The sequence below is a fragment of the Bradyrhizobium sp. Pa8 genome (genome assembly GCF_052588265.1).
This window is the reverse complement of the sequence record NZ_CP176767.1, coordinates 5,224,911-5,242,166: the sequence shown is the minus strand read 5'-3', so window position 1 is coordinate 5,242,166 and position 17,256 is coordinate 5,224,911. Positions and strand designations below refer to the sequence as shown.

Here is a 17,256-nt window from a genome sequence, read left to right as displayed (position 1 = left end):
ATCATTTCACTGCGCCGGCGGTCAGGCCGCGTACGAAGTACCGTCCGCCGAGGAGATAGATCAACAAAGTGGGCAGCGCCGCGATGATCACCGCGGCGCTCTGCACGCCATGCTGCGGAATGTCCGCAATTGCGGCGGAGAGCGCAATGAGCGCGGCCGTGACGGGCTGCTGCTGGCCGGTGGTGAATGTCACGCCATAGAGGAATTCGTTCCAGATATGCGTGAACTGCCAGATCACGGTGACGATCAGAATAGGAGCCGAGAGTGGCAGTATGATGCGCCAGAAAATGCGAAAGAACCCGGCGCCATCGATGCGTGCGGCCCTGATCAACTCGTGTGGAATGGCGACATAGTAGTTTCGGCAGAACAGCGTGGTGAAGGAGAGCCCCTGGATCGTGTGAATCAGCACGAGGCCCGTCAGCGTGTTGATGAGACCGGTGTCCCGCAGCACGATGGTCCAGGGAAGCAGGCGCATCTGCTGGGGAAGGAAGAGGCCGAGGGTCACGATGCCGTAGATCCAGCTGTCGCCGCGAAAGCGCCAGAGTGACACGGCGTAACCGGCGACAGCGCCGAGCAGGGTCGAGAAAATCGTCGCCGGGATGGTGACGAGCGCGGAGTTCAGCATGTACGGCCGGATGCCGGCGCAGGTCTCGGCGACGCAGAAACCGCTCCAGGCCTTGGCGTAGTTGCTCCAGGCCAAATGTTGCGGCCAGCCGATCATCGAACCCTGCGCGATCTCCTCGTTGGTGCGGAGAGAGTTCAGGACGACAACAACGAGTGGCGCGAGATAGGCCGCAGCGAACAATGTCACGACGAGATAGATCAGAATTCGGCTCGGTGCGAAGCTGCGGTCACGCATGGGTGGCCTGCCTTCGCTGGACATAACGCCACGCCGCATAGGGTAGCAGCACCGCGAGGAGAATGAGCAGCATGAGCACCGCCGCCGCGGCGCCCCGGCCGAGCTGGCTGCGCTGGAACATGAGGTCGTAGACGACAAGGGCCGGCAGCTGGGTCGCGATTCCCGGCCCGCCATTGGTGAGCGCACGGACAAGGTCGAAGGCCGAGATCGCGAACTGCAACTGGACGACGACGACGGTGATGGTGATCGGCCAGAGCGTCGGCAGAATGACCCGCCAATAGGTTCGGACCGGTCCAGCGCCGTCGATCTGGGCGGCCTTGATGATATCGGAATCGACGGAGCGAAGGCCGGCGAGGAAGAGCGCCATGGCGAAGCCCGAGGATTGCCAGATCGCGGCAATCACGATCGTCCAGATCGCCATGTCACGGTCGATCAGCCAGTCGAACCGGAAGGAGGTCCAGCCGAGGTCATGGACGAGCTTCTGGATCCCGATGCCGGGATTGAGTAGCCAGCTCCAGACCGTGCCGGTGACGACGAACGACACCGCAAGCGGATACAGGAAGATGGATCGCAGCACATTCTCGCCGCGAATGCGCTGATCGAGCAGGATCGCAAGCACAAGGCCGGTGATCAAACTCAGCAGCACGAAAGCACTGCCAAACAGCAGCAGATTGTCGAAGGCAATCTGCCAGTTCCGCGATGCCAGGACCGCGTTGTAGTTGCGCAAGCCCACCCAGCCCGTAACCGGAACAAGGGTAGAGGGCGTGAACGAAATCCAGATCGTCCACAGCGAAAACGAAATGAGATGCGCAGCCGACAACAGCAGTGGCATCCAGATCATCAGATATTCGGGCAGCCGGCGCACGACGTCAGACGTCGCCGGCCGCGTTGCTGTGGAGACGGTGTCGGTCAACGCGAACCCTCGACGGCCTCGGCGAGGCGGGTGACCGCCTGCTCCGGCGTGATCGTCTTGTTCTTCACATACTCGGTGAGCACGTCGATCATCGCGGCCGTCATGCCGTTTTCCTGCGCCATGTTGTGCGCAAGACTCAGGACGGCCTGATTGTTGGCGACAGCGTCCTTGAGCGCGGCTGCGGTCCGCCGTTGACCGTCCGACCAGCCCTCACCGGAGAGGTCGACATCGGTGCGCACCGGGATCGATCCCGTGATCTGCGAGTACATGGTCTGGATCGCCGGATCCATGACGAGCTGGGCCATCAACGTCTGACCGGCCTGGAGGTCGGGCTCCTTGCGCTGCCAGAAGATGAAGGCGTCGGCATTCAACAGGAAGACCGGCCTGCCATTGTCGCTCGGGCCCGGCGTGATCATGAAGTCGTCGAACTTGAAACCGGCGTTGCGCAACACGCCCTGCGCCCAGCCGCCCATGATCATCATGCCCATGTCGCCGTCGACGAAGCGCTTCAAATTGGTGGCGTAGGGTTGGGCGCCGACGTTGGGGTCCATCCAGTTGGCGATCTTGCGGACCTGGACGAAGGCAGCCTTGATCTCGGGGCCCTCCAGGGCCTTCTTGTCGAGATTCATGATGGCCGCACGGTATGCCGTGGGACTGATGCCGGCCAAAGAGGCCTCGAATTTCTGCCCGTCATCGGGGCGGGTGCCGCCGTTGGCGATGGGGTAGGTGATGCCGCCCGCCTTCATCTTGTCGGCGAGCTCGTTGAAGTCGGCCCAGGTAACCGGAATCTTGTCGGCCTTGGCCTTGTCCATCGCGCGCTTGGAGAGAAACAGCATGTTGGTGCTGTAGATCTGCAACGGCAGCGCAATCCACTTGCCTCCCGGCTTGTGCAATTTTGCGAGGTCCGGAGCGACGACCTTTTCGTAGCCGGCGGCCGCGACGAGGGCGTCGAGATCGACAGTCGGGGCGATCTTCGACCAGGCCGCAATCTCGGGGCCCTTGAGCTGCGAGCAGGCCGGCGGATCGCCGGCGATGATCTGAGCGCGCAGCTTGTTCATCATCTCTGTGGTGAAGCCGGGGACGGGCGAGTGCTGCCAGACGCCGCCTTTCTCCTCGAATTTCTTGCCGAGTGCGGTGATCGCCGCCCCATCGCTGCCTGCGGACCATTGCGAGATCGCGGTCAGGCGCGGCTTGGCCGCGCCTTGCGCGCGGGCGAATGCCGGTAATGCGAGTGCGGCCGCAGACCCAGCGAGCAGACGGCGCCTTGTTGTCGTGATCGGCATGGCAGTTCCTCCCGGTGTGAACTTTCTTGGCGCGTTGAGCCACGTGGCTCAGGGCATGTCAGGCGGCCTCCGTCGAAGCCGCGGGCATCCCGCCGCGGCTCGCGAGACAAAAGGCGGCGAAGGCGAGAGCTGCTTGCGGATCGTTGCCGTTCGAGGGCGGCACGAAGGCGAGCGACACCTGCGCCAGTTTCCGTCCGCCGAGAAGGCAGGCGTCGATCCCATCGACCACCGCTTTGCGATCCTCCTCAGAGAGAGCCGACGGCCAACCGCTGACGACGACGCCGCGGCATGGCTTGACGTTGAGCGTGTTGCCGATCGCGAGGCCCAGCCTGAACAGCCGCTGTCGCAATTCTTGCCGCACACGCGAGGTGAGCGGGATCGCGGCCACCCATTCACTGCCGAGCTGGAGCAATTCCGCTTCGGTGGTACGCAGGAGCTCGGCCAGCGCCGGCAGCGACGTATAGGCCTCGACGCATCCGTGGTGGCCGCAGCGGCAACGCGGTCCATCGTTGCCGAACACCATGTGGCCAAGCTCGACCGGCTGGAGCGCATCCTCCTCGATCGGATCGTCCATCCACGTCCCCGCGACGCCCTGGCCGACGAAGACGAACAGGTGCGCATCGCTGAACGGGTAGTTTTCCGTGCGGCAGCGATGAAAAATGGCGTGCGCGACCACCGAATTGGTGAAGACGACCGGGACGTCCGCAAACAGCTCGCCGAACATGCCGCCGATGCGTTCGACATCGCAAGGAATGATCGGATTGCCGAACTCGCTCAAGCGGCCGAGGCCGGGAATGGTGATGCCGATCTGCGCAAGCGTGATGCGGCGGCGGCGCGTCCAGTTGCGTAATAACGTAATCGCCTCGCGAAACACGCGGCCGACGCTCTCGACCGTCAGCTTGGCCGGCAGCGGGAGGCGCTCGATGTAATGCAGCTCGCCCGACAGGCCGCCGACGCCGATGCCGAGCCACTGGCCGGTCAGCTCGAGGGCCGCGAGCGCCACGGAGCCATCGAGCGACACGAGGCCTGTCGGACCGCCGACATAAGGGGCAGGGCGCCGCACTTCCTCGATCAGGCCTTCGGCTTTCAGGTCAAACAGGATGCGCGACAGGCTCGCCTCGGACAGGCGCACGGCCTTGGCCAGCGGCGGCCGGAACGAGCCGCCGGACTGGAGCAAGTGAGTCAAAATGGCAGCGCGCGTCTGCCGCCGACTTCTCGGCTGCTCCGGCATTTCCATCCCTGTCGTCATTCTTACTTAGTGTAAGAATTTGCGCGCGGAGCGTTTCGACTGTCAAGCGATTGCGCGCGCGATGAGTCGACTTGTTGTTGTGCGTGGCAGCAAGATGAGGCGAAGAACCGGTCAGGCTTTCGGCCGCGTGCCTTCCGGCCATTCCGGCAGCTCGGCCTTCGGGTCGTACCAGTTGGCGGAATCCGATCGCCAGATGTGCATCTCGGGCCGTTCTGCGATCGGTGTGTCGAGGCAGCCCATCCGCAGCAGGACCGTGTTCTTGCCCTCGCGCGAGGCGACGATGTGCGATCCGCAGTGCGAGCAGAAATAGCGGGTTTTGCCGGGCGAGGATTCGAAGCCGCGCAGCAAGTCCTCGCCCCTCGTCCAGCGGAAGCGGTCGCGCGGCACGTTGGTGACGGTGGAGAAGGCCGATCCGTGCGTCTTCCGGCAGGTCTGGCAATGGCAGTGCATGATGGTGCCCGGGGTCGCATCGACCTCGTAGGCAACGCCTCCGCAGAGGCAGCTTCCGGTCAGCATCGGGTTCTCCATATCGTAGGGTGGGCAAAGCGCAGCGTGCCCACCGTTTTTGTCTCGCTCGCGGAGAGGTGGTGGGCACGCTTCGCTTTGCCCACCCTACGGCGTCCTCCAAAACAAAAACGGCGCCATCGCAGGATGGCGCCGTTTCCAAAAGCCCTAAGGCCGATCTTACTTCCGATCCTTGATTGCGACGTAGTCGCGGCGGGTGACGCCGGTGTAGAGCTGGCGCGGACGGCCGATCTTCTGCTGCGGGTCCTCGATCATCTCGCTCCACTGGCTGATCCAGCCGACGGTGCGGGCGACCGCGAACAGCACGGTGAACATCGAGACCGGGAAGCCCATCGCCTTCAGCGTGATGCCCGAATAGAAGTCGACGTTCGGGTAGAGCTTGCGGTCGATGAAGTACTGGTCGCTGAGCGCGATCTTCTCGAGCTCGAGCGCCACCTTCAGCATCGGATCGTCGCCATGGCCGGTCTCCTTGAGAACGGCATGACACATCTTCTGCATGATCTTGGCGCGCGGATCATAGTTCTTGTAGACGCGGTGGCCGAAGCCCATCAGGCGGACTTCGCTGTTCTTGTCCTTCACCTTGGCGATGAATTCCGGAATCTTGTCAACCGAGCCGATCTCGGCGAGCATCGCGAGCGCGGCTTCGTTGGCGCCGCCATGCGCCGGGCCCCAGAGGCAGGCGATGCCGGCGGCGATGCAGGCGAAGGGGTTGGCGCCGGAGGAGCCGGCGATGCGCACCGTCGAGGTCGAGGCGTTCTGCTCGTGATCGGCGTGCAGGATGAAGATCTTGTCCAGCGCGTCAGCCAGCACAGGGTTGATCTTGTACTCCTCACAGGGCACGGCGAAGCACATGTGCAGGAAGTTCTCGGCGAACTTCAGCGAGTTCTTCGGATACACGAAGGGCTGGCCGATCGTGTACTTGTAGGCCATCGCCGCCAGCGTCGGGATCTTCGCGATCATCCGCATCGAAGCGATCATGCGCTGCTTCGGATCGTTGATGTCGGTGGAGTCATGGTAGAACGCGGCGAGCGCGCCGACGGAAGCCACCATCACCGCCATCGGATGGGCATCGCGGCGGAAGCCCTGGAAGAAGCGGGCCATCTGCTCGTGCACCATCGTGTGATGGATCACGCGGTCGTCGAAATCCTTCTTCTGCGCGGCGGTCGGCAGGTTCCCGTAGAGCAGAAGGTAGCAGGTCTCAAGGAAGTCGCCGTTCTCGGCGAGCTGCTCGATCGGGTAGCCGCGGTATTCCAGCACGCCCGCGTCACCGTCGATATAGGTGATCTTGGACTCGCAGCTTGCGGTCGAGGTGAAGCCGGGATCGTAGGTGAACAGCCCGGACTGGGCGTAGAGCTTGCCGATATCGACGACATCAGGCCCGACGCTGCCGCTGTGGATCGGGAGATCGTAGTTCTTGTTTCCGACCGTCAGCGTGGCGGTCTTATTGCTTGCTTTTGCGTCCATCAGAGGTCCCCGATGTGTGGTGAAACGGGCCGGACCCGGAAGGCCCCGATGAGATAATGGGGCAGGCCGGATGTTCCAGAAGGTACGGGGCAGATGGGTATATTATTGCTGTGTGCGCTGCAAGATCACCGCGCGCATGGTCGACTTACGTCTTAGCCTAGTCCTTGGACTGATCCTCGAGCCGGCCCAGGCTTTCCTGGCGTCCCAGCACGTCCAAAACCTCAAATATGCCAGGCGATGTCGACCGTCCCGTTAGCGCCGCCCGCAGCGGCTGGGCGACGGCGCCGAGCTTGAGACTATTTTCCTCGGCAAAAGCGCGCAGCGCGGCCTCCGCATTCGCCGCACTCCATGTCTCGACTTTCTCCAGCGCGGAATGAAGCTGGCCGATCAGCTTGCGGTTCTCGGGTGTCAGCAGCGCTGCCGCCTTGGGATCGAGCTCCAGCGGCCGGTCGGCGAAGATGAAATAGGCGCTGTCGATCAGCTCGATCAGCGTCTTGGCGCGCTCCTTCAGGGCCGGCATGGCTTTGAGAAGCTGCGCCCGCGTGGTGTCGTTTAACTTGGCCTTAAGCTCGTCGCGGCTGGGCACGACGTGGTCCAGCACGTCCTCGAACATCTTCACGAGTGATTGATCGTCGGCGTGGCGGATGTAGTGGCCGTTGAGGTTTTCGAGCTTGGCGAAATCGAAGCGGGCGGCGGCGCGGCCGACGCTGGCGAGGTCGAACGCGGCGATCATCTCCTCGGTCGAAAAGATCTCCTGGTCGCCATGGCTCCAGCCGAGCCGGACGAGGTAATTGCGGAGCGCGGCCGGAAGGTACCCCATGGCGCGGTAGGCATCGACGCCCAGTGCGCCGTGGCGCTTCGACAGCTTCGAGCCGTCCGGGCCGTGGATCAGGGGGATGTGGGACATGCTCGGCAGCGCCCAGCCCATCGCGTCGTAGATCTGCTTCTGGCGGGCGGCGTTGATCAGGTGGTCGTCGCCGCGGATGACATGGGTGACGCCCATGTCGTGGTCGTCCACGACCACCGCGAGCATGTAGGTCGGATTGCCATCGCCGCGCAGCAGGACGAGGTCGTCGAGGTTCTCGTTCTGCCAGACCACGCGGCCCTGGACCTGGTCCTCGATCACGGTTTCGCCGGTCTGCGGCGCGCGAAGGCGGATGGTGGGCTTGACGTCGGAAGGCGCTGTTGCCGGGTCACGGTCGCGCCACATGCCGTCATAGAGGCGGGTGCGGCCCTCGCTGCGCGCCTTCTCGCGCATCGCGGTGAGCTCCTCCGCGGTCGCGTAGCAGCGATAGGCCTTGCCGTCGGCGAGCAGCTGCTCGGCGACCTCGCGGTGACGGGCGGCGCGGCTGAACTGGTAGATGACGTCGCCATCCCAGCCGAGCTCCAGCCATTTGAGGCCGTCGAGGATGGCGCCGATCGCAGTCTCCGTGGAGCGCTCCCGGTCGGTGTCCTCGATCCGGAGCAGCATCTTGCCGCCGTGCTTTTTCGCATAGAGCCAGTTGAACAGCGCTGTGCGGGCGCCCCCGATATGGAGGAAGCCGGTCGGCGAGGGAGCAAAGCGGGTGACGACGGAATCGGTCATTCTTGGCAGGGCCTATGCATTGGAGGCGGTGGTATATAACAGGACCGGAGCATAACTAAAGCCCGGCAGCGGACCGCTAAGCTCTTGGCTCAGCCAAGCGAATTTGGCAGAAGGGCCGCTGATTTCCCTACAGGATTTTCGTAATGACAGAACCGGTGGCGAACGAGGTTGGGCGCGATTTCATTCGTGACATCATCCAGGCCGACCTCGATCAGGGCAAGTACAGGGAGATCGTGACCCGGTTCCCGCCGGAGCCGAACGGCTACCTGCATATCGGCCACGCCAAGTCGATCGCGCTCAATTTCGGCATCGCGCAGGAGTTTCCGGGCCGCTGCCATCTGCGCTTCGACGACACCAACCCGGTCAAGGAAGAGCAGGAATACATCGATTCCATCCAGGCGGACGTGCACTGGCTCGGCTTCGATTGGGGCAGGAACCTGTTCTTCGCCTCGGACTATTTCGACCGCCTGTACGAATGGGCGGAGCAGCTGATCCGTGACGGGCTCGCCTATGTCGACGACCAGACCCAGGAGGAGATCCGCCTCGCGCGCGGCACGCTGACTGAGCCGGGCAAGAACTCGCCGTTCCGCGACCGCAGCGTGGACGAGAATCTCGACCTGTTCCGCCGCATGAAGGCCGGTGAATTCCCGAACGGCGCGCGTGTGCTGCGGGCCAAGATCGACATGTCCGCGGGCAACATCAACCTGCGCGACCCCGTGCTGTACCGCATCCTGCATGCGCACCATCCGCGCACCGGGACCAAGTGGAGCATCTATCCGAGCTACGATTATGCGCACGGCCAGTCGGACGCGATCGAGGGCATCACGCACTCGATCTGCACGCTGGAGTTCGAGGACCATCGGCCGCTCTACGACTGGTTCATCGAAAAGCTGCCGGTGCCGTCCAAGCCGCACCAGTACGAAATGGCGCGGCTCAACCTGACCTACACGCTGCTGTCCAAGCGCGTGCTGACCCAGCTCGTCCGCGACGGCCATGTCGCCGGATGGGACGATCCGCGCATGCCGACTGTGGCGGGGATGCGCCGCCGCGGCGTGCCGCCGGCAGCCTTGCGCGAATTCGTCAAGCGCATCGGCGTTGCCAAGGCCAACAGCGTCGTCGACGTCGGCATGCTGGAATTCTGCATCCGCGAGGAGCTGAACCGCACGTCGCAGCGGCGCATGGGCGTGCTGCGGCCGCTCAAGGTGGTCATCGAGAACTATCCGGAAGGGCAGACCGAAGAGCTCGAAGCGATCAACCATCCCGACGATCCCTCGGCCGGCACGCGCAAGATCAATTTCGGCCGCGAGCTGTATATCGAGCAGGACGACTTCATGGAGCACCCGCCCAAGAAGTTCTTTCGCCTGTCGCCGGGCAACGAGGTGCGGCTGCGCTACGCCTATTTCGTCAAGTGCACCGGCGTGATCAAGAACGACGCGGGCGAAGTGGTGGAGCTGCGCTGCACCTACGATCCCGCGACCAAGGGCGGCAACGCGCCCGACGGCCGCAAGGTCAAGGCGACCATGCACTGGCTGCCGGCGGCGACGTCGGTGCCGGCGGAGATCCGCATCTACAACCAGTTGTTCTCCAATCCGAGCCCGGACGCCTCGAACTTCGCGGCCGATCTCAATCCGCAGTCGCTGGAGATCCTCTCCAACGCGCGGATCGAGGCATCGGTTGCGGAGAGCAATTCGACCGAGCCGATGCAGTTCGAGCGTCAGGGCTATTTCGTGCGCGACAAGGACTCGACGCCGGGCAAGCCGGTGTTTTCGCGCACCATCGGCCTGCGCGACACGTTCGCGAAGGAAGTGGCCAAGGGCTGAGGGGATTGGGCCTATGAGCAGTGAAGCCGACGCCATCGTTTCCGCCATCATCGCGAAATGGTGCGCCGGCTTCGAGAAGCTCGACGCCGCGGCGCTGTCGTCTCTCTATTCGAAGAGCGTTTTCTTCTTCGGTTCGAATCCAAGGCTCTATCGCGGCCGGGAAGGCGTGGTGGCCTATTTCAATGGCCTGCCGCGCTGGCGCTCGCCGCGCGTCACGTTCTCTGACGTGGCATCAGCGCGGGTCGCGCCTGATGTGATCAATATGGCGGGCATCGCCTCTTTCGACCTCGGCGAGGAAGGTCCGCCGCTTTCGGTGAAGATCACCTGGGTGGTTGTCCGTGAGGCCGGCGATTGGAAGATCGCGAACCATCACGTTTCGTCCGTGACTCCGCTGATTGAGTCGTGGGCCGGCCTCCCTCAGGGGGCGATCGCTATAGAGCACGATCCGGAAAAGTGTGCAGCGGTTTTCCGAAAAAGATCATGCTCAAACAACAACCTAAAGCGCGATGACGATTCATCCTAGAATCATCGGGCTTTAGATATCGTAGTAGAGGTGAAACTCATAAGGATGAGGGCGCAGCCGGATCGCATCGACCTCCTTCTTTCGCTTGTAGTCAAGCCAGGTTTCGATCACGTCGGCTGTAAACACATCACCGCGCAGCAGGAAGGCGTGATCTCGCTCGAGCGCGTCAAGCGCCTGCTCCAGCGATCCCGGTGTTGACTTCACCTCCTTCGCTTCGGCAGGCGGGAGGTCGTAAAGGTTCTTGTCGATCGGGCTGCCCGGGTCGATCCGGTTGTTGATGCCGTCGAGGCCGGCCATCAGCATTGCGGCGAAGGCCAGATAGGGATTGCAGGAGGGATCAGGCGAGCGAAACTCGACGCGCTTTGCCCGCGGGTTCGGCGAATACATTGGAATCCGGCAGCAGGCTGAACGATTGCGCTGGGAGTAGACCAGGTTGATCGGAGCCTCATAGCCCGGCACCAGACGCCGATAGGAGTTCGTGGTCGGGGCGCAAAGACCGCAGAGAGCCCAGGCGTGGGTCAATAGCCCGCCGATGTAGTAGCGGCCAAGCTCGCTCAGCTCGGCGTAGTCGGCTTTGTCATAAAAGAGATTGGTCTCACCCTTCCAGAGGCTCTGATGAACGTGCATGCCCGAAGCGTTGTCCTCAAACAGCGGCTTCGGCATGAATGTCGCGGTCTTGCCATGCTGATGGGCGGTGTTCTTCACCACATATTTGTAGATCATCAGATTGTCGGCCATGCGGGTGAGGGTCGTGAAGCGCATGTCGATTTCATTTTGGCCGCCTGTTGCGACTTCATGGTGATGGGCTTCGATCTGGATTCCCAGATGCTCCATCGTCAGAACCATCTCGGTGCGCAGCGCCTGCATGCTGTCGGTCGGGGGGACGGGAAAGTATCCTTCCTTCGGGCGCGGCTTGTGGCCCAGATTCGGCGCTTCCTCTGCGCCGGTGTTCCAGCTGCCTTCGCTGGAGTCGATTTCGTGCATCGCGTAGTTGATGCCCTGTCCGTAGCGCACGTCGTCGAATACGAAGAACTCCGCTTCCGGGCCGAAGTAGCTCGTATCGGCGCGCCCGGTGCCCTTGAGGTAGGTTTCGGCTTTCTGGGCGATGTAGCGGGCATCCCGGCTATAGGATTGGCCGGTCACCGGGTCTCTGATGTTGCAGATGAGGACCAGCGTCTTTGCCTGACTATAGGGGTCGACGAATGCCGTCGCCGGATCCGCGACAACCAGCATGTCGCTTTCCTGGATCTCCTGGAAGCCGCGGATCGATGAGCCATCGAATCCAATGCCCTCATTGAGTGCATCGGCATTCACCGCGCTTGGCGGGACGGAAAAATGTTGCCACACCCCCGGCAAGTCGGTGAACCGCAAATCGATCATCTGGACCGTCTCGTCCTTGATCGCCTTCACGAGATCTTCGGCTGTCGCACATTTCGCAACCATGGCTTCGCTCCCAGATCAGCGTCCTGAGATCGCGCTGCCGTTCGGCCGCAACCGAGCGGCTTGCGACGGACTGTGGTCCACGTTCAGCGTTGGCGTCGCGTCAGCCTCAATCCGGCATGGCGCACCGCTCGCAGTCAGGCAGCTTCGCAGGCCCGCCGGCAGTTTTAGCTTTGATGTGGCCCGCGCATGAGCTTCATGGCGTCTTCGATATGCCGCCAGGTTTGTGCCAGTTCGAGATCGCCCTTTGACTCGAGATCGATCGCGTTCTGGGCGGCTTCGGCAATGGCCTTGGGGCCATGTGCTTCCAGCAACTGCCGCGCATAGTCGTGGATTTCTATTTCTCGCATGGCGTCATCTCCCTCTTGTTCCGGGCGCGAACTGGGTGGGCCGAGAACGGTAGATATTGACACCTGTCAAGCTTCGACAGTCTGCATCCTGGTGCGTCGCACTCGCAAGGGCCTTTTCCGGGGGCATGGGCGGCCAGGATTGAACACCGGTTCTGGACCGGCAGTCGCGGCAACACAACGCAGGCCGGACGGATGCATCTTCATCGGTGCGCCCCCATATAAATAGCAGAGGGAGGTGAGCATTATGCGCATCCAACATTGGCAAGACGCTGCCAGCCTGTTGGTGGGCGTGTGGCTGGTCCTGTCGTCGTTTGTCCTGGGTTTATCCGGGGCGGCTGTCTGGATCACCATCGCCCTTGGGCTCGGCGTCATGCTGTTTGCCGTAGAGGCTCTTGTCATCCCGTCCTACCTGGAAGAGTGGGGCGAAATGCTGTTGGGCCTGGCGTTGGTGCTGGCGCCTTGGACCATTGGCTATGACCAGGCGTCATCCACGGCGAGCAGCGTATTGTCGGGCCTGCTGGTGATCTTGCTCGGTGGCTGGGAGCTGGTGACCGATCGCGATTTCAGCGCCTGGTGGCACGATCGCTGGCATCACCCGGCCGGCTGACAAGAGCAATCGGCCGAATTCTCCGCCGACCGCTATCCGCCGGAGGCGAGGCTCGACTTGAGCATGCCGAGGACAACGCTTGGGCGTAACGAGGACCCGAGTGATCGTCATCGCGCTGGGGCCCATGCGGCGATGGTGCAGGGCCTTGCGATCCTACACCAAGACCAGCACCAAGATTATTCCGTCACGGTGCGGTTCTGGGCTCGATCGGCTGCCAGATGCTGATCTTGCGCGTCTCCGGCATCAGGAAGACAGCGAGCACGAAGCACACCGCGGGGACGACGATCGGGTAGATCAGTGCGTAGCCGATGCTGCCGGTCGCGGCGAATGCCGCCGAGGTGATGAACGGCACCAATCCGCCACCCCAACCGTTGCCGATGTGGTACGGCACGGAGACCGACGTGTACCTGATCCTGGCAGGGAAGAATTCCGCCAGAAACGCGCCGACCGGCCCGTACACCATCCCGACATAGCAAACGAGGATGAAGATGATGAAGATCGCGGTCGGATAGTTGATGTTTCCGGGCTGCGTGACCGATCCCAGCCACAGGTACAGCGGATAGTACGTGATCGCGGCGAGCAGCATGCCTCCGAGGATCACCGGCTTGCGGCCGATCTGATCCGACAGCCAGCCAAAGAAGATCAGGCTCGGCGTTGCAATGAGCAGCGCCGCTCCCACGATGTAGGCCGAGGTCAGCGGGTCCACCTTGGAGACCTGCTGCAGAAAGTACAGCGCCCAGAATTGACCACTGTACCAGACCACGCCCTGTCCGATCAGGACCACGATGGCGATCCCGATGTATTTGATGTTCGAACTGAGGAAGGCCTCCTTCCACGGATTCCTCGTCATCTGTCCGCGGGCCTTGATCTCCTGGAAGATCGGCGTCTCCTGGAGCTGGAGGCGGATATAGATCGCAATGGCCACCAGCAGGAAGGACACCAGGAACGGAACGCGCCATGCCCATTCGTCGAAGGCCTGATTGCCGAACCAGGTCCGTGTCAGGATGATCACGGCCAGGGACACTACGATGCCGAGAGTTGGCGAGGTCTGCAGCCAGCCGGTGTAGTAGCCGCGCTTCTCGTCCGGAACATGCTCTGCGACATAGGTGATGGCGCCGCCATATTCGCCGCCCAGACACAGACCCTGGATCATGCGCAAGCCGAATAGAAGGAACGCCGCCGTCAGACCGATGGACTGGTAGGTCGGGATCAACCCGATTGCCCCCGTACCCAGTCCCATTCCGCTCAGCGTGATGAGGAACGTATATTTTCGCCCGACCCGGTCGCCCATCCATCCAAAGAGGAAAGCTCCCAGCGGACGGATCAGGAAGCCTGCAGTGAACAGCGCGATCGTGCTGAGGAGGGCTGCAACCGGGTGGGACTGCTCGAAGAACTTGACCGACAGAACTGCGGCCAGGCTGCCAAAGATATAGAAATCATACCATTCGATGACGTTTCCCACCGATGCAGCAACAATCACGCGGCGAAAATCGCTCGGTACTTGAACTGCCATGTGCTGCTCCTATCAAATTCAAACGCTACTCCTGGCGCTTTTCAGCGCCCATTCGCTCGCGGAGTACGCTTGGTGCGCGAACGCTACAGGCGAGAATTGCGAGTTGCGTCCGCAACGCCTGGTCTCAGGGACGCTTGAGCCACCTGAGAAAGAGCTCCAGCGGTCTCTTCGGTACCGCGAGCCATCACGACCTGCCCGTCTGCCGGGGAGGCGTAGAAGCAATGTAATCCCGCCGGGGCTGGCGTCTTATGAGACTTTCGGCTCAATCGACCTGAACCGAGTGACCCGTCCCGAGATGGAACGGTCGCCCATCGCGCCGGGCGGTTTTGTCACGAACGAACGGAAAGGCCTCTCAGGCGTTGTGTGGGTCCCCAACAAGGATCTCACCATGCAGAACATCGCAGAGCATATGGAAGTCATCGGCGCCGACGGCGTCCACATCGGCACCGTCGATCGCGTCGAAGGCAACCGCATCAAGCTGACCAAGAAGGATAGCGGCGAGGGTAGCCACAAGGGCCACCATCACTTCATCGACAAGGGCCTCGTCGCCGGTGTCGAGGGCAACAAGGTTCGGCTCTCGGCCAAGGCGGACGTCGCCGTGACGATGGAAGAGGAAAAGTAGGGGGACCTTCGCTCCGTTCCTGATCCGTACCGCTATTCGCCAGGGAATTATATACTTGACACCACAAGGCACAAAGTGTTGATTTGTGGTGACAGGCCGGCGCCAATTCGGGAACCATATTTAGGGTTCGCCTTTGGTTCGTAATGCATTTGGTAACCGAGTCGGTTACTCTCCGGGTTGCGCGTGACACGGTGAATCTCCCGGCCGTGGCCCCGCTGGTCTTTCCTTTTTCCCTCTCGTGGGGAGTCAGGGAGGAGAGATTCAGCCAGCGGTGTGCATTATGTGGGGGTTGGAGTCCCACCGCGCATTCTTCAACGGGCAGCTTCGGCTGCCCGTTCTAGTTTCAGGACACTTCGCCGTATTTCTTGAGCATCCGGCGGACTTCCTTGTCGCTGGCGGGGTGGAAGGTAACCACCCATAGCTCGTTTCCGGCGAGGTTGGTTTTGATGGTTGCCTGAAACCATTGGCCGAAGATGTGGTCGAAATGAAAAAAGCTAAGGTGCCTGCTTCTATCGGCGACTACCCGGCCATATGTGAGAGTTGCAGGCAGAACCTGGAAGTGATCCGGTGTAATGCGGTGTTTATGGGTGCACTTCAGCGCGTAATGATGATCCATCATTACAAGGTTTGAAGAACAGCCAATTCGGGCGCAGAGATCGGACCCGACGCGCGTTATCGAAAGGTGTTTTGGTTCTCCACTCACGACGAACCTGAGCCAGTCTATGGGGAGAATGATGGGCAAAGATCAGACCGAAGAGTTTGACGAGAAAGAAGCCCAAGAGCGTTTCGAGGCTGCGCTACGTGGCGCGCTAAAAACGCCTCATGAGCCGTTGAAGGAAAAGCCGAAGGTGAAGAAGGCTAAGAAGAAGCCCGGCCAGAGCCGGGCTTCCAAGTCATGAAGGAAGCAATGAGCAGAAGCCGGCTAATCCGTTGGATCGCAAGGATGCTCAATGTGCCAATCGAAGTGCGTCAAACCTTCTTTAGGAAGGGGATCAACTTATAAACGTCTTGATCATCTGACTTGCCGATTAGCCGCGCTGTTTTGTACTCAGTCATTCCGAGTAGCGCCATGTCGGTTGCTGGGTTGAAGGACGCCTTTATTCTGGCTGCGATTGTATCGGCACTCTGTTCCGAAGAGAACGCAATGAATGAAGTTGGTTCGAGCCACCACTTCGATGACAGATTGTCGATCGCTTCGTAGAGCTTGTCGCGACGGTGCTCATAAGTTGCGTCGTCGTGAATGCGAAACGTCAACCAATAGGTATTTCCGGCCATTCTGGCCCCTTTCTAAGGTGGGGCCACTATTGACTGCTGACGAATCCGGACTCATTGTCCGGCTGTTGGTATCGCCAATGCCCGCTAGCAGCCCCGAGCTGTGAATGCGGGTTCGGGAGGGAGCCCCGCCACAGGGCCCCTCTCGAATCATGTTCCAGTATATCCTGATTCCCGTATTGGTAGTCCGCGTTCCGGCTTTGTACGGGTTTTACACAACTAGCGCGTTCGCCAGTATTTGACGCGGATCGGCTTCTTGGGCGGATGCTTCTTCGCGCGCCAGCGAATGAAGCGCCGAGCCAGCCGGGACAGATCGGTCTTAGTGAGATTGACGATACGTCAGACGCTTGCCAGCCGCGCCTTTGATGGCAAGGTCCGCGCGTTCTCCGTCGTCGATGCCGAGCGCAACGCGGTTGCTGTAACGGAAGTCGAATTCTGAAAGGTAGCGGTGCAGGTGCTTCTCAGCGCAATGCTGATAGACGCCCTTCATGCCGCGCTTGAGGATCGAATAATATCCTTCCACCGTGTTGGTGGTGATGTCGCCGCGAACGTACTCGTCTTTGGAGTGGTTCACGGTCTCGTGGCTGATGCCTTCGACTTCGGCAATGTACTTGTAAGCGTTGGCTTCGTCAGTCATCAGGCGCGCCTCTTTGCTGAGGTTGGCGCGGATGATCGGCAGGATTTCGCCAGCGCGAACGCCGTCAATGTGGAAGCTGCGAGCGGCACCGCCGCGTTCCACAAGCGTAAGAACAACGTTCTTGTTCGCCCATGCGTAACGGCCCTTCTTCGGCATACCTTTGACGCGGCCGTAGAAAGTTTCGTCAACTTCAACCGGGTTGCCGCCGCCGCCCATGGGCGGGAGCAAGCCGCCAGCGCGCATCGCTTCACGGATGCGATGGGTGAGGAACCAAGCCGACTTGTACGTGATGCCCAAGGCCCTATGGAGCTGGTGCGAGCTAACGCCCTTCTTGCTCGACGCCATCAGGTAGAACGCCTGTAGCCAGACGTGGAGCTTGATGTGGCTGCTTTCCATCACGCTCTTGGTCGTCACTGAGAAGTCCTTGCGGCACTCCTTGACGCGGCAGCGGTAGACGCCGGGCTTCTTGGTGCCGAACGACTGATTGACAACGCCGCAGTGCGGACAGACGCGCTCAGCGCCCCAGCGGAGACCTTCAAGGTACTCGCGGGCTGCTTCGTGGCTCTGGAAGTGGGGCGCGTTGAACTGAGACAT

17 protein-coding genes and 1 pseudogene are annotated in these 17,256 nt (G+C 61.6%); 5 read left to right on the top strand and 13 right to left on the bottom strand.

The annotated features are described in order from the left end of the window. Position 1: 1 nt before the first annotated feature. From ACKWRH_RS24335 to gltX, 7 genes are all read right to left on the bottom strand, one after another. A complete protein-coding gene (locus ACKWRH_RS24335; protein WP_014494951.1) occupies positions 2 to 859 on the bottom strand; it encodes a carbohydrate ABC transporter permease in 858 nt (285 codons plus the stop codon). After that, complete coding sequence (locus ACKWRH_RS24330; RefSeq protein WP_445215582.1) at positions 852 to 1,772, bottom strand: carbohydrate ABC transporter permease; 921 nt, start codon at positions 1,770 to 1,772, stop codon at positions 852 to 854. The genes ACKWRH_RS24335 and ACKWRH_RS24330 overlap by 8 nt, the downstream gene beginning before the upstream one ends. Then, a complete protein-coding gene (locus ACKWRH_RS24325) occupies positions 1,769 to 3,055 on the bottom strand; it encodes an ABC transporter substrate-binding protein (protein ID WP_445215581.1) in 1,287 nt (428 codons plus the stop codon). Before ACKWRH_RS24325 ends, ACKWRH_RS24330 begins: the two co-directional genes overlap by 4 nt. Positions 3,056 to 3,113: 58 nt before the next feature. Then, positions 3,114 to 4,292 (bottom strand): ROK family transcriptional regulator, encoded by a 1,179-nt coding sequence (locus tag ACKWRH_RS24320; RefSeq protein WP_445222472.1) that lies wholly within the window; start codon positions 4,290 to 4,292, stop codon positions 3,114 to 3,116. A gap of 123 nt (positions 4,293 to 4,415) precedes the next feature. Beyond that, a complete protein-coding gene (locus ACKWRH_RS24315) occupies positions 4,416 to 4,820 on the bottom strand; it encodes a GFA family protein (protein ID WP_445215580.1) in 405 nt (134 codons plus the stop codon). Positions 4,821 to 4,988: 168 nt separating this feature from the next. Continuing rightward, on the bottom strand, positions 4,989 to 6,293 hold the full coding sequence (gene gltA, locus ACKWRH_RS24310; protein WP_071913479.1) for a citrate synthase: 1,305 nt from the start codon (positions 6,291 to 6,293) through the stop codon (positions 4,989 to 4,991). Positions 6,294 to 6,450: 157 nt separating this feature from the next. After that, entirely contained in the window at positions 6,451 to 7,878 is a 1,428-nt protein-coding gene (gene gltX / locus ACKWRH_RS24305) for a glutamate--tRNA ligase (RefSeq protein WP_445215579.1), read from the bottom strand. A 143-nt stretch (positions 7,879 to 8,021) separates the two neighbouring features. On the opposite strand from gltX, the gene ACKWRH_RS24300 reads away from it, so the two are divergent. Further along, positions 8,022 to 9,698, top strand: a complete 1,677-nt coding sequence (locus ACKWRH_RS24300) for a glutamine--tRNA ligase/YqeY domain fusion protein (RefSeq protein WP_445215578.1) — start codon at positions 8,022 to 8,024, stop codon at positions 9,696 to 9,698. 13 nt (positions 9,699 to 9,711) lie between these two features. Continuing rightward, a pseudogene (locus tag ACKWRH_RS24295) lies at positions 9,712 to 10,095 on the top strand (YybH family protein); the annotation flags it as partial. Positions 10,096 to 10,233: 138 nt separating this feature from the next. On the opposite strand, the gene glnA reads toward ACKWRH_RS24295, so the two are convergent. After that, positions 10,234 to 11,664, bottom strand: coding sequence for a type I glutamate--ammonia ligase (glnA, locus tag ACKWRH_RS24290; protein ID WP_445215577.1), 1,431 nt, complete (start codon positions 11,662 to 11,664; stop codon positions 10,234 to 10,236). Between the two features lie 164 nt (positions 11,665 to 11,828). After that, positions 11,829 to 12,011 (bottom strand): hypothetical protein, encoded by a 183-nt coding sequence (locus ACKWRH_RS24285; protein ID WP_445215576.1) that lies wholly within the window; start codon positions 12,009 to 12,011, stop codon positions 11,829 to 11,831. Positions 12,012 to 12,255: 244 nt separating this feature from the next. On the opposite strand from ACKWRH_RS24285, the gene ACKWRH_RS24280 reads away from it, so the two are divergent. After that, on the top strand, positions 12,256 to 12,618 hold the full coding sequence (locus ACKWRH_RS24280; RefSeq protein ID WP_445215575.1) for an SPW repeat protein: 363 nt from the start codon (positions 12,256 to 12,258) through the stop codon (positions 12,616 to 12,618). A 184-nt stretch (positions 12,619 to 12,802) separates the two neighbouring features. Here ACKWRH_RS24280 and ACKWRH_RS24275 read toward each other — a convergent pair whose 3' ends face one another. Beyond that, positions 12,803 to 14,131 carry an MFS transporter gene (locus tag ACKWRH_RS24275; RefSeq protein ID WP_445215574.1) on the bottom strand — a complete coding sequence of 443 codons (1,329 nt, stop codon included), beginning with the start codon at positions 14,129 to 14,131 and terminating at the stop codon, positions 12,803 to 12,805. 388 nt (positions 14,132 to 14,519) lie between these two features. Between ACKWRH_RS24275 and ACKWRH_RS24270 the strand changes: the two genes are divergently transcribed. Further along, positions 14,520 to 14,753, top strand: a complete 234-nt coding sequence (locus tag ACKWRH_RS24270; RefSeq protein WP_254119959.1) for a DUF2171 domain-containing protein — start codon at positions 14,520 to 14,522, stop codon at positions 14,751 to 14,753. Positions 14,754 to 15,096: 343 nt separating this feature from the next. Here ACKWRH_RS24270 and ACKWRH_RS24265 read toward each other — a convergent pair whose 3' ends face one another. After that, positions 15,097 to 15,372 (bottom strand): hypothetical protein, encoded by a 276-nt coding sequence (locus ACKWRH_RS24265; RefSeq protein WP_445215573.1) that lies wholly within the window; start codon positions 15,370 to 15,372, stop codon positions 15,097 to 15,099. Positions 15,373 to 15,487: 115 nt separating this feature from the next. On the opposite strand from ACKWRH_RS24265, the gene ACKWRH_RS24260 reads away from it, so the two are divergent. Further along, the gene (locus ACKWRH_RS24260) at positions 15,488 to 15,652 is read left to right on the top strand and encodes a hypothetical protein (RefSeq protein WP_445215572.1); all 165 of its coding nucleotides are present in this window, start codon (positions 15,488 to 15,490) and stop codon (positions 15,650 to 15,652) included. A 70-nt stretch (positions 15,653 to 15,722) separates the two neighbouring features. Here ACKWRH_RS24260 and ACKWRH_RS24255 read toward each other — a convergent pair whose 3' ends face one another. Together ACKWRH_RS24255 and ACKWRH_RS24250 are read right to left on the bottom strand one after the other, a co-directional pair. After that, the gene (locus ACKWRH_RS24255; protein ID WP_445215571.1) at positions 15,723 to 16,028 is read right to left on the bottom strand and encodes a hypothetical protein; all 306 of its coding nucleotides are present in this window, start codon (positions 16,026 to 16,028) and stop codon (positions 15,723 to 15,725) included. A gap of 316 nt (positions 16,029 to 16,344) precedes the next feature. Then, positions 16,345 to 17,256, bottom strand: coding sequence for an IS1595 family transposase (locus tag ACKWRH_RS24250; protein WP_445215570.1), 912 nt, complete (start codon positions 17,254 to 17,256; stop codon positions 16,345 to 16,347).

What these genes read in the sequence shown, in the direction of transcription:
- ACKWRH_RS24335 (WP_014494951.1), bottom strand. Translation starts at nt 859, where the DNA reads ATGCGTGACCGCAGCTTCGCACCGAGCCGAATTCTGATCTATCTCGTC.
- ACKWRH_RS24270 (WP_254119959.1), top strand. Translation starts at nt 14,520, where the DNA reads ATGCAGAACATCGCAGAGCATATGGAAGTCATCGGCGCCGACGGCGTC.
- ACKWRH_RS24315 (WP_445215580.1), bottom strand. Translation starts at nt 4,820, where the DNA reads ATGCTGACCGGAAGCTGCCTCTGCGGAGGCGTTGCCTACGAGGTCGAT.
- ACKWRH_RS24260 (WP_445215572.1), top strand. Translation starts at nt 15,488, where the DNA reads ATGGGCAAAGATCAGACCGAAGAGTTTGACGAGAAAGAAGCCCAAGAG.
- ACKWRH_RS24325 (WP_445215581.1), bottom strand. Translation starts at nt 3,055, where the DNA reads ATGCCGATCACGACAACAAGGCGCCGTCTGCTCGCTGGGTCTGCGGCC.
- ACKWRH_RS24255 (WP_445215571.1), bottom strand. Translation starts at nt 16,028, where the DNA reads ATGGCCGGAAATACCTATTGGTTGACGTTTCGCATTCACGACGACGCA.
- ACKWRH_RS24300 (WP_445215578.1), top strand. Translation starts at nt 8,022, where the DNA reads ATGACAGAACCGGTGGCGAACGAGGTTGGGCGCGATTTCATTCGTGAC.
- glnA (WP_445215577.1), bottom strand. Translation starts at nt 11,664, where the DNA reads ATGGTTGCGAAATGTGCGACAGCCGAAGATCTCGTGAAGGCGATCAAG.
- ACKWRH_RS24280 (WP_445215575.1), top strand. Translation starts at nt 12,256, where the DNA reads ATGCGCATCCAACATTGGCAAGACGCTGCCAGCCTGTTGGTGGGCGTG.
- ACKWRH_RS24250 (WP_445215570.1), bottom strand. Translation starts at nt 17,256, where the DNA reads ATGTCTCAGTTCAACGCGCCCCACTTCCAGAGCCACGAAGCAGCCCGC.
- ACKWRH_RS24285 (WP_445215576.1), bottom strand. Translation starts at nt 12,011, where the DNA reads ATGCGAGAAATAGAAATCCACGACTATGCGCGGCAGTTGCTGGAAGCA.
- gltA (WP_071913479.1), bottom strand. Translation starts at nt 6,293, where the DNA reads ATGGACGCAAAAGCAAGCAATAAGACCGCCACGCTGACGGTCGGAAAC.
- gltX (WP_445215579.1), bottom strand. Translation starts at nt 7,878, where the DNA reads ATGACCGATTCCGTCGTCACCCGCTTTGCTCCCTCGCCGACCGGCTTC.
- ACKWRH_RS24265 (WP_445215573.1), bottom strand. Translation starts at nt 15,372, where the DNA reads ATGATGGATCATCATTACGCGCTGAAGTGCACCCATAAACACCGCATT.
- ACKWRH_RS24320 (WP_445222472.1), bottom strand. Translation starts at nt 4,292, where the DNA reads ATGGAAATGCCGGAGCAGCCGAGAAGTCGGCGGCAGACGCGCGCTGCC.
- ACKWRH_RS24275 (WP_445215574.1), bottom strand. Translation starts at nt 14,131, where the DNA reads ATGGCAGTTCAAGTACCGAGCGATTTTCGCCGCGTGATTGTTGCTGCA.